This window comes from Paracoccus endophyticus (assembly GCF_003286075.1).
Classification (GTDB): domain Bacteria; phylum Pseudomonadota; class Alphaproteobacteria; order Rhodobacterales; family Rhodobacteraceae; genus Paracoccus; species Paracoccus endophyticus.
The window spans coordinates 22,645-30,798 of the sequence record NZ_QLUV01000016.1 but is presented as its reverse complement, the minus strand read 5'-3'; the positions used below and the strand labels follow the sequence as shown (position 1 = coordinate 30,798).

Here is an 8,154-nt window from a genome sequence, read left to right as displayed (position 1 = left end):
CATAGGCATAGGGGATGCCCGCGGCGGCCAGCTCCTCGGCCTCCTCGGAGCCGCGGCCGAAGATCAGCGGGTCGCCGCCCTTCAGGCGGGCCACGACCAGACCCTCGCGCGCCAGATCGACCAGCAGCGCGTTGATGGCGTCCTGCGGCACGGAATGGAACCCGGCGGTCTTGCCGACGCTGATGCGACGCGTGGCGGCCGGGACCAGCGCCATGATCTCGGGGGACACCAGACGGTCAAAGACCACCACATCGGCGCATTGGATCAGGCGCAGCGCCCGAACCGTCAGAAGCTCGGGATCGCCAGGACCCGCGCCGATGAGAAAGACTTTGCCCGGCGCCTGTGCCATCGTCCTGTTTCCGTCTGTCTGGCCCGCCGCGCAGGCGACGGTGCTGGATGAGTGATGCTGCGTCGCGGCAGGGACGCTGTCAACGCGACCGGCCGGGGCCGGTCAGCCTGCGTCCGCCACGACATGAAAGGCTGCGGCAAGCGCCGGCGGCATGGGAAATTCCGCAAGCGCGCGGTCGCGTGCGGCCGGCGACATCTTGCGGGCGGTGCGCTCGACGATGCGGATCAGCGCCTCGGGGTCCTGGGTCGTCGCGAAATCCCCCAGGTAATGCCGGATGAAGGTAAAGCAGGCCACGTCCTCCAGCGCCTGGACCTGGGGGTCGCGCTTGATCCCCTCTTTCCGCAGCATGCGGCCGGCGGCCTCGATGGCGTCGGCGTCAAAGCCTGCCTCGCGCATCAGACCCGTCACGCGGTCGGCGTGGCGGCGGCCCTGGTCGCGCCGCCAGGCCAGATAGCCCTCGCGCCCCTCGGGATAGCTGTCGCGGCGCAGCATCCAGCGCTCGATGTGCTGGCCGCGGCAGGCGATGGCCAGCGCGTCGTCCGCATCCGGGAACAGGTGCTGCTGCTGGGCCGTCATGCGCCGGCCATACAGCAGCTCGACCGGCTGGCCATCCTCGGACCGCGGATCGGCGGCGTTGGCCTTGTCGATGGCGGCAAAGACGGTCTCGCGCAGTGTCATCGGGCTTCTCCGGTTCCGGACAGGACGGGGATGCCACGGCACGGCGCGGCTTGTCCACCGGGGGCCGTCAGATCAACCCGCGCGCCGTCAGGTCGCGTTCCAGCGCCGGCGGATTGGTGAAGCGCACCGCATCCATGCCCACCGCGCGGGCCCCCGCGACATTCGCCGCGCTGTCGTCGACGAACAGGCAATCGCCTGCCGCCAGCCCGTGGCGGTCCAGCAGCAGGCGATAGATCCGCGGGTCGGGCTTCAGCATCCCCTCGCGTCCCGAGACGACGATGTCGCGAAAGATCGCCAGCCGCGGGTGCAGCGCCAGCGCCTGCTGAAAGGATTCGGCCGACCAGTTGGTCAGCGCGTAAAGCGGGTGGCCGGCACGGTCCAGCCGCGCGACCAGCGCCCAGCTGCCCTCGATCGGCTGGGCGATGGTCAGGTGGTGGCGGTCGGGATAAAGCGCCGCCGGCTCGGCGTCGGGGCCCCAGCGGGCGCGCAGCGCCGCGACCCCTTCGGCCCAGGGGCGGCCGCCGTCATGGGTGCGGTTCCAGTCGTCAAAGCCGATCCGGTCCAGATAGGCCCGCAGTTTGGCGGGGTCGGGAAACTCGGCCGCGAAGCCCGCGTGCAGGTTCCAGCGGATCAGGACATTGCCCAGATCGAAGATGACGTTCACGCCCGCGCCCCGTCCAGGGCGGCTTGCCATTCGCCGCCCCGCCCGGAATACCGGCGTCGGTCGTGGAACCCGGAGGCGCCGGGTGGGAAAAGGATTGCCATGCTTGCCTTTGTCGCCCCCCGGCTGGTGCTGCTGTCGGTGCCCAAGACGGGCACCACCGCGCTGGAATCCGCGCTGGCGGCGCGCGCCCAACTGGTGATGCGGGCGCGGCCGGAAATCAAGCACCTGACGCTGCGCCAGTACGGCCAGCACGTCGCGCCCCTGCTGGACACGATCCCGGGCAAGCCGTTCCGGACCATCGCCGTGGTGCGCGAGCCCGTGTCCTGGCTGGGCAGCTGGTATCGCTATCGCGCCCGCCCGCAGGCCGCGGGCAGCCCCAACAGCACCGCGGCCCTGGATTTCGAACGGTTCGTGCAGGACTATCTGGCGGCGGACCGGCCGCGGCACGCGCGGCTGGGCCGGCAGTCGGGGTTCCTGACCCCTGCCCCCGGCAAGCCGCCGGTGGACCTGCTGTTCCAGTACGAGCAACTGGACCGGCTTGTCGCCTTCCTGTCGGACGCGCTGGACACCGCGATCGAACTGCCGGTGGTCAATGTCTCGCCTGCCCGCGACCTGTCGCTGTCGGACAGGACGGCCGCGCGGCTGCACGCGGCGCTGGCCGAGGACTATGTCCTGTGGGAGTCCGCCGGGCGGCCGGGGCCGTAAAGCGCGCGGGCCCGATCCTCGAACGCGCGGACGATGCGGGACATCGCCTCGCCGAAGACAACGCCGATCACGCGGCGCAGGATGGCGTTGCGGAATTCGAAATCGACATGGAACCGCACGTCGCAGCCGCCGTCCGGCCGGTCGGCGAATGTCCAGTCGCTGTGCAGATGGGTGAAGGGGCCGTCCAGATAGCGCGTGTCGATCCGCATCTCGGCGGGAAACAGCGTCACCCGGCTGCCGAAGCGTTCGCGAAACACCTTGAAGCTGATGACCAGGTCGGCCTCGATCACTTCGGACCCCGCCTCGCCGGGGGTGCGCGACCGGATGCGCGCCGCGGTGTTCCAGGGCAGGAACTCGGGATAGCGCTCGACGTCGGCCACAAGATCGTACATCTGCCGCGCCGAGTAAGGCAGGTGACGGGTCTCGGTGTGGTTCGGCACGGGATGCGGTCCTGTCGTTCGGTCGCAGGGTATCTAGCAGAGGACGCAACCGATGAACAACATGGGCTGGCTGATCCGCGCCGTGCAGTGGGTGCGCAACCCGCCGTCGGACAGGCGGGTGGCGCTGGTGGCGGGGCTGATCGCGCTGGCGCTGGCGATCGTGGCGCTGGAATGGCTGGGCTGGTGGCCCGACGCCCTGACGCTGGACCACGGGCGCGGCGGCGGCGCGCTGCGGCCCTGACGGGGGACCTTACCGCCCCGCCTCGCGGAAGGTGTTGCAGTCGGCCATCCGGCCGTTTTCCATGCCGCGCGCCAGCCAGGCGCTGCGCTCGGCCGCCGATCCGTGGGTGAAGCTGTCGGGCATCGGCGCACGCCCCGCGCTGCGCATCAGCATGTCGTCGCCCACGGCGCGGGCGGCGTTGATCGCCTCGTCCACGTCGGCCTGGCTGATCGAGCCGTAGCGCTCGCTGGCCTGACGCGCCCAGATGCCTGCGAAGCAGTCGGCCTGAAGCTCGGTCAGCACCGACAGGCGGTTCGACTCGGTCTGCGAGGCCTGCGCCCGCATCCGGTTGACCTGGCCCAGGATGCCGATCTGGTTCTGGACATGGTGGCCGATCTCGTGCGCGACGACATAGGCGGCGGCGAAATCCCCGCCCGCGCCCATCTTCTGCTCCATGACGTCGAAGAACTGGGTGTCGAGGTAGAGCCGCTGGTCGCCGGGGCAATAGAACGGCCCCATCGCGGCCGAGGCCCCGCCGCAGGCCGACTGGACCGACCCCGAAAACAGCACCAGCGTCGGATCGGCATAGGTCATGTCGGCCTGGGTGCGCAGGACATCGGCCCACACTTCCTCGGTGTCGGCCAGAACGACGGACAGGAACTGCCCCGTCTCCTGCTCCTTGGCGGTCAGTTGCCGCTCGACGCCCGGCTCGGACGGCGACTGAGTGCCGCCGTCCACCAGCGGCGAGATGTCCACGCCGAAGAAATAGCCCACGGCCAGGACGACCAGCGTGCCCACGACGCCCAGGCCGCCGACGCCCGACGCGCCCATGCCGCGGCGATCCTCGATGTTGCTGCTGCCGCGACGGCCCCGCCATTCCATGGTGATCCAGTCCTTTCGTGCGGCGCGCCCGCGGCGGCCGAAATGCCGACGACCGAACGGCTGCGCGGGGTTGACGGTTCCCTCGGCGCGGGCTTTCAGGGGCGGGTCATGCGAAAGGCGTTTGAATGTTCGACTGGGTTCTGACGGTGATCGAAAGCTGGGGCTATCCTGGCATCTTCCTGCTGATGCTTGGCGAGAACGTCTTTCCGCCGATCCCGTCCGAGGTGATCATGCCCCTGACGGGCTATCTGTGCGGGACCGGGGCGCTGTCGCTGGTGCCCGCGGTCCTTGCGGGAACGGCGGGATCGGTCGCGGGCACCAGCCTGTGGTACCTGCTGGGCCGCCGGATCGGGGCGGCGGCGCTGAAACGCTGGGCCGCGCGCCACGGGCGGCTGATGACCGTCTCGCCAGGCGACATCGACGCGGCGCAGGGCTGGTTCGACCGCCACGGCGGCAAGGCCGTGCTGCTGGGCCGGATGATCCCGACGATCCGCACGCTGATCTCGGTCCCGGCCGGCATCGCGCGCATGTCCTGGGGGCGGTTTCTCATGCTGACGACGTTGGGCAGCCTGGCCTGGACGGGCCTGCTGACGGGCGCGGGCTATCTGCTGGAAAGCCAGTACGACCGCGTGGGCAACGTGCTCGACCCGGTGTCGAAGCTGGTGGTGGTCGTGGTCGTGGCCGTTTATCTGTACCGCGTGGCGACCTGGCGGCCGCACTGACCGCAACCCGCCCGCCCAGCCCCGCACCCCACCCCCATCTGACCGAGGCCCAGCCATGACGAACCCAGCGACGATCGACCGGATGATTGCGGACGGCAGGACCATGGCGGGCGTGGCCGGGGCGGCATCGGCCCTGCTGCTGATCGCGGCGCTGGGGTTCCAGGCGGCGGGCTATGCGCCGTGCGAACTGTGCATCCTGCAACGCTGGCCGCATGTGGCGGCGGCGCTGATCGGGGGCGCGATCTGGTTTCTGGGCTGGCGGCGCTGGCTGGCCGTGCTGGGACTGGCCGCCGCGGCCGCGGCGACGGGGCTGGCGCTGTATCACAGCGGGGTCGAACTGGCATGGTGGGCGGGACCCGCGCATTGCTCGGGCGGCGTGGGGGATCTGGCGCGGATGTCGCCGGCCGACCTGATGGCCAGGCTGCAGGACGCGCCGGTCATTCGATGCGACCAGCCGGCCTGGGTGTTCCTGGGCCTGTCGATGGCGGCGTGGAACGGCCTGATCTCGGCCGGGCTGACGCTGCTGTGGGGCGTGGCCGCGACGCGTCCTGCGCCTTGACCGCGACGGTGCGCGGCCAACCCTGCGATTGAACCCAAGGGCGGCGGGTGATAGACCTGCGGCAACAAGATATTGAGGCACGCCCCTTGGCCGACACCCCCCAAGACGACCCGAACGACGCCCTTCAGACGGACGCCGCCCCCGACGAGACCGACGACGGCGCGACCGGCGCCAGCCATGTCATGCATCACGACGGCCCGACCATCGGCATCGCCGAGGAGATGCGGTCCTCGTATCTCGACTATGCGATGTCGGTCATCGTCAGCCGGGCGATCCCCGACCTGCGCGACGGGCTGAAGCCGGTGCACCGGCGCATCCTGTTCGCGATGGACGAGACCGGCAACACCTACGACAAGCCCTATCGCAAGTCGGCGCGTCCGGTGGGCGACGTGATGGGCAAGTACCACCCCCACGGCGACAGCGCGATCTATGACGCGCTGGTGCGGATGGCGCAGAGCTTTTCGATGTCGCTGCCGCTTCTGGACGGTCAGGGCAACTTCGGATCCATGGACGGCGACAGCGCCGCGGCCATGCGCTATACCGAGGTGCGGATGGCGCGCGCGGCCAACTGGCTGCTGATGGACATCGACAAGGACACCGTCGATTTCCAGGACAACTATGACGGCAAGGACCGCGAGCCGACCGTCCTGCCGGCGCGGTTCCCCAACATGCTGGTCAACGGCGCGGGCGGCATCGCCGTCGGCATGGCCACCAACATTCCGCCCCACAACCTGGGCGAGGTCGTTGATGCCACGCTGGAGCTGATCGCCAACCCCGACACGCCCACCGAACGGCTGATGGAGATCATCCGCGGCCCGGACTTTCCGACCGGCGGTCTGATCCTGGGCCGGTCCGGGATGCGCAAGGCCTATCTCGAGGGGCGCGGCTCGATCGTCGTGCGCTCGCGCACGCGCATCGAAAGCGTGCGGTCCGGCCGGCAGGCGATCATCCTGGATGACGTGCCCTATCAGGTGAACAAGGCCACGCTGATCGAGCGCATCGCGGAACTGGCCAAGGACAAGCGGATCGAGGGCATCGCCCACGTCCAGGACGAATCCGACCGCAACGGCGTGCGCGTGGTGATCGAGCTGAAGCGCGACGCGACCGCCGATGTCGTGCTGAACCAGCTGTTCCGGTTCACCCCGATGCAGACCAGCTTCGGCGCCAACATGCTGGCGCTGAACGGCGGGCGGCCCGAACAACTGGCATTGCGCGATTTCCTGACCCACTTCATCACCTTCCGCGAAGAGGTTGTCGCCCGCCGCACGGCGTTCGAGCTGAAGCGCGCGCGCGAGCGCAGCCATGTCCTGTGCGGCCTGGCCGTGGCCGTCACCAATGTGGACGAGGTGGTCGCCACGATCCGCACCAGCGCCGATGCGGCGCAGGCGCGCGACCGGCTGATGGAACGCCGCTGGCCGGCCGGGGCGATCCTGGAATACCTGCGGCTGATCGACGACCCGCTGCACCCCGTCAACGAGGACGGCACCTACAACCTGTCGGAGACGCAGGCCCGCGCCATCCTTGATCTGCGTCTGCAGCGCCTGACCCAGCTGGGCGTGCAGGAGGTGACGGACGAGTTGCGCGCCCTGGCGGACGCGATCCGCGACTATCTGGAGATCCTCGCCTCGCGCGAGCGGGTGATGGGCATCATCGCCGACGAGCTGACCGAGGTGAAGTCGCTGTTCGCCGTTCCGCGCCGGACCGAGATCATCGACTGGGCCGGCGACATGGACGACGAGGACCTGATCGAGCGCGAGGACATGGTCGTCACCATCACCTCGGGCGGGTGGATCAAGCGCACGCCCCTGATCGAGTTCCGCAGCCAGAAGCGCGGCGGCAAGGGCCTGTCGGGGATGGCCACCAAGGAAGACGACGTCGTCACGACCCTGTTCGTCGCCAACACGCATACGGAACTGCTGTTCTTCACCACTGACGGGATGGTGTACCGGCTGAAGACCTGGCGGCTGCCGCTGGGCGGGCGCACCGCCAAGGGCAAGGCGCTGGTCAACATCCTGCCGATCGGCAGCGGCACTTCGATCGCGGCGCTGATGCCGGTGGACGTCCCCGAGGAGGACTGGGACGGCCTGCAGGTGGTGTTCGCCACCTCGGACGGCGACGTGCGCCGCAATGCGCTGTCGGATTTCACCAACGTCATGCGCAACGGCAAGATCGCGATGAAGCTGCCCGAGGGCGTCAGCCTGGTGAACGCCCGCATCGCGGACGAGGACGACGACGTGATGCTGGTCACCGCGATGGGCCGCGCGATCCGCTTTCCGACGACCGACGTCCGCATCTTCAAGGGGCGCGATTCGACGGGGGTGCGCGGCATCCGGCTGGCCGAGGGCGACCGCGTGGTCAGCATGTCGATCATCCGCCACTTCGAGGCGACGCCCGAGGAACGCGCGACCTATATCCGCATGCGCCGCGCCGTCGAGGGTGCGCTGGACGACGGGGCCGAGCCCGATGACGACGAGACCGTGGCCGAAGGTCCGCTGCCGCAGGAACGCTATGCCGAGATGTCCGCGCACGAGGACCTGATCCTGACGATCACAGCGCGCGGGGCGGGCAAGATCAGCTCGGCCCATGATTATCCGGTGCGCGGGCGCGGCGGCCAGGGCGTGATGGCGATGGACAAGGCGATGCGGGGCGGTCCGCTGGTCGCGTCCTTCCCGGTGACGCTGGACGACCAGATCATGCTGGCGACCTCGACCGGGCAATCGATCCGGGTGCCGGTGCATGGCATCAGCTTCCGGTCGCGTTCGGCCGGCGGCGTGCGGGTGTTCAACACCGCCGAGGGCGAGGAGGTGGTGTCCGTCGCCCGCGTGGCCGAGGCCGCGGAGGACGAGGGCAGCGAGGGCTGACGTCCGGCCGGGCAAGGGCGCCGGGGTGCAAGCCGGCGTCCGCCGGGTGGCGGCGGGCAAGAAACAGCCCGCAT

General features: G+C 69.8%; 10 protein-coding genes. 5 read left to right on the top strand and 5 right to left on the bottom strand.

Translation table 11 applies throughout. From position 1 onward, the window contains the following. From DPQ23_RS13765 to DPQ23_RS13755, 3 genes are all read right to left on the bottom strand, one after another. Window positions 1-349, bottom strand: a 349-nt coding sequence (locus DPQ23_RS13765) for a uroporphyrinogen-III C-methyltransferase (RefSeq protein ID WP_240602781.1), incomplete at its 3' end; no start/stop codon positions are given. Window positions 350-451: 102 nt separating this feature from the next. Then, entirely contained in the window at window positions 452-1,027 is a 576-nt protein-coding gene (locus tag DPQ23_RS13760; RefSeq protein WP_112875362.1) for a DUF4202 domain-containing protein, read from the bottom strand. Window positions 1,028-1,094: 67 nt separating this feature from the next. Continuing rightward, window positions 1,095-1,721: an HAD family hydrolase gene (locus DPQ23_RS13755; protein WP_112875361.1), complete on the bottom strand. Its 627-nt coding sequence runs from the start codon at window positions 1,719-1,721 to the stop codon at window positions 1,095-1,097. A gap of 69 nt (window positions 1,722-1,790) precedes the next feature. Between DPQ23_RS13755 and DPQ23_RS13750 the strand changes: the two genes are divergently transcribed. After that, window positions 1,791-2,396, top strand: a complete 606-nt coding sequence (locus DPQ23_RS13750; protein WP_112875360.1) for a sulfotransferase family 2 domain-containing protein — start codon at window positions 1,791-1,793, stop codon at window positions 2,394-2,396. Here the strand turns inward: DPQ23_RS13750 and DPQ23_RS13745 are convergent. Then, complete coding sequence (locus DPQ23_RS13745) at window positions 2,357-2,836, bottom strand: type II toxin-antitoxin system RatA family toxin (RefSeq protein ID WP_112875359.1); 480 nt, start codon at window positions 2,834-2,836, stop codon at window positions 2,357-2,359. The two genes, DPQ23_RS13750 and DPQ23_RS13745, sit on opposite strands and share 40 nt — an antisense overlap. 52 nt (window positions 2,837-2,888) lie before the next feature. On the opposite strand from DPQ23_RS13745, the gene DPQ23_RS13740 reads away from it, so the two are divergent. Then, window positions 2,889-3,077, top strand: a complete 189-nt coding sequence (locus DPQ23_RS13740) for a hypothetical protein (RefSeq protein ID WP_112875358.1) — start codon at window positions 2,889-2,891, stop codon at window positions 3,075-3,077. Window positions 3,078-3,086: 9 nt separating this feature from the next. Here DPQ23_RS13740 and ypfJ read toward each other — a convergent pair whose 3' ends face one another. Next, window positions 3,087-3,938 carry a KPN_02809 family neutral zinc metallopeptidase gene (gene ypfJ, locus DPQ23_RS13735; RefSeq protein ID WP_112875357.1) on the bottom strand — a complete coding sequence of 284 codons (852 nt, stop codon included), beginning with the start codon at window positions 3,936-3,938 and terminating at the stop codon, window positions 3,087-3,089. A 125-nt stretch (window positions 3,939-4,063) separates the two neighbouring features. Between ypfJ and DPQ23_RS13730 the strand changes: the two genes are divergently transcribed. The 3 genes from DPQ23_RS13730 to gyrA all read left to right on the top strand — a co-directional run bounded on the left by DPQ23_RS13730 (window position 4,064) and on the right by gyrA (window position 8,080). Then, a complete protein-coding gene (locus tag DPQ23_RS13730) occupies window positions 4,064-4,660 on the top strand; it encodes a DedA family protein (protein ID WP_112875356.1) in 597 nt (198 codons plus the stop codon). 55 nt (window positions 4,661-4,715) lie between these two features. Beyond that, a complete protein-coding gene (locus DPQ23_RS13725) occupies window positions 4,716-5,219 on the top strand; it encodes a disulfide bond formation protein B (protein WP_240602779.1) in 504 nt (167 codons plus the stop codon). A gap of 182 nt (window positions 5,220-5,401) precedes the next feature. Further along, complete coding sequence (gene gyrA / locus DPQ23_RS13720; protein WP_112875364.1) at window positions 5,402-8,080, top strand: DNA gyrase subunit A; 2,679 nt, start codon at window positions 5,402-5,404, stop codon at window positions 8,078-8,080. The last annotated feature ends 74 nt before the right edge of the window (window positions 8,081-8,154 follow it).

Bases quoted from the DNA above. Each gene is read 5' to 3' on its own strand.
- ypfJ (WP_112875357.1), bottom strand. From the start codon at position 3,938: ATGGAATGGCGGGGCCGTCGCGGCAGCAGCAACATCGAGGATCGCCGC.
- DPQ23_RS13750 (WP_112875360.1), top strand. From the start codon at position 1,791: ATGCTTGCCTTTGTCGCCCCCCGGCTGGTGCTGCTGTCGGTGCCCAAG.
- DPQ23_RS13725 (WP_240602779.1), top strand. From the start codon at position 4,716: ATGACGAACCCAGCGACGATCGACCGGATGATTGCGGACGGCAGGACC.
- DPQ23_RS13730 (WP_112875356.1), top strand. From the start codon at position 4,064: ATGTTCGACTGGGTTCTGACGGTGATCGAAAGCTGGGGCTATCCTGGC.
- gyrA (WP_112875364.1), top strand. From the start codon at position 5,402: ATGCATCACGACGGCCCGACCATCGGCATCGCCGAGGAGATGCGGTCC.
- DPQ23_RS13740 (WP_112875358.1), top strand. From the start codon at position 2,889: ATGAACAACATGGGCTGGCTGATCCGCGCCGTGCAGTGGGTGCGCAAC.
- DPQ23_RS13755 (WP_112875361.1), bottom strand. From the start codon at position 1,721: ATGGCAAGCCGCCCTGGACGGGGCGCGGGCGTGAACGTCATCTTCGAT.
- DPQ23_RS13760 (WP_112875362.1), bottom strand. From the start codon at position 1,027: ATGACACTGCGCGAGACCGTCTTTGCCGCCATCGACAAGGCCAACGCC.